2 protein-coding genes are annotated in these 1,453 nt (G+C 76.7%); both read left to right on the top strand.

Translation table 11 applies throughout. From position 1 onward, the window contains the following. Positions 1-474: ABC transporter ATP-binding protein (locus NWP09_RS12810; protein WP_258275882.1), on the top strand; the 474-nt coding region annotated here is incomplete at its 5' end. Beyond that, complete coding sequence (gene cofD / locus NWP09_RS12805) at positions 471-1,442, top strand: 2-phospho-L-lactate transferase (protein WP_258275881.1); 972 nt, start codon at positions 471-473, stop codon at positions 1,440-1,442. The genes NWP09_RS12810 and cofD, both read left to right, overlap by 4 nt. Positions 1,443-1,453 lie beyond the last annotated feature (11 nt).

Below are 1,453 nucleotides of genomic sequence, written 5' to 3'. Positions count from 1 at the left end.
CCGCACCACCGCATGCTCGGGCTCTCGCTCGGCGACGAGGCGCTCGTGGACGCGGTGCTCCACGACGCGGGCGCGGCCGAGCTCGCCGATCGCAGGCTCGGCGAGCTCTCCGGCGGCGAGCTGCAGCGCGTGCACCTCGCGCGCGCGCTCGCGCAGCAGGCGGGCGGGGTGCCCGGCGCGCTCCTGCTCGACGAGCCGACGAACCACCTCGACGTCGCGTGGCAGCTCGAGCTGCTCGAGCTCGTGCGGCGCCTCGCGCGCGACCGGCCGGTCGTGATGACCGTCCACGACCTCGCGCTCGCGGCCACCCACGCCGATCGCGTCGTGCTCGTCGACCGCGGGCGCGTGGTCGCGCACGGGGCGCCCTCCGACGTGCTGACGACCGACCGCATCCGCTCGGTCTACCGCGTCGACGCGACGATCGATGCCGCCCCTGGCGGGGTGGCGATCCGCTACCGGAGGATGGGCTCGTGAGGATCACCGTGCTCGCCGGCGGCGTCGGCGGCGCCCGCTTCGCGCTCGGGCTCCGCGAGGCCCTCGGCGGCCCGAGCGGCGTTCCCGCGGCCGAGATCACGATCGTCGCCAACATCGGCGACGACATGTGGCTCTCGGGCGTCAAGGTGTGCCCCGACCTCGACTCGATCATGTACGCGCTCGCTGGGGTCGGCGACACGGAGCGCGGCTGGGGCCGCGCGGGCGAGAGCGAGCGCGTCGCGGCGGAGCTCACGGCTTACGGCGTCGGCTGGCCGTGGTTCACGCTCGGCGACCTCGATCTCGGCACCCACCTCGCGCGCACCGAGCTGCTGCGCGAGGGCGCGACGCTCACCGAGGCGACCGCGCGGCTCGCGGCCCGCTGGGACCTCGGCGCCCGGCTGCTGCCCGTCACCGACGACGAGGTGCCCACGCACGTCGTCACCGGCGAGGGCGTGCTGCACTTCGAGGAGTGGTGGGTGCGCACGCGCGCGCAGCTGCCCGCGCACCGCTTCGTGCAGCACGGGCTCGAGCGCTCCCGCATCTCGCACGCCGCGCGCGAGGCGATCGCGAGCGCCGACGTCGTGCTGCTCGCGCCGTCGAACCCGGTCGTCTCGATCGGCACGATCGTCGGCATCCCCGGCGTGCGCGACGCGCTCGAGACGGCGCCGGCGCCCGTGGTGGGCGTCTCGCCGATCATCGCCGGCAGGGCGCTCCGCGGCATGGCGGCGACGTGCCTCGAGGTCATCGGGGTCGAGCCGGATGCGGCTGCGGTCGCGGCGCACTACGGGGCGCGTCGGGCTGGCGGGCTGCTCGACGGGTGGCTCGTCGCCGAGGAGGATGCGGGCTCGCTCGGCGCGATCGAGGCGCACGGCATCGCCGCGGAGGCGCGCCCGCTGCTGCTCACGCCGGGCGGCCCCGGCGCACAGGTCGCGGCCGACGCGCTCGCGCTGGCCGAGCGGCTGCGCTGACGCGCGGGGGC

The organism is Agrococcus sp. HG114, assembly GCF_024723325.1.
Lineage (GTDB): Bacteria > Actinomycetota > Actinomycetes > Actinomycetales > Microbacteriaceae > Agrococcus.
The sequence above is the reverse complement of the archived record's forward strand: the minus strand, read 5'-3'. Positions and strand labels throughout refer to the sequence as shown.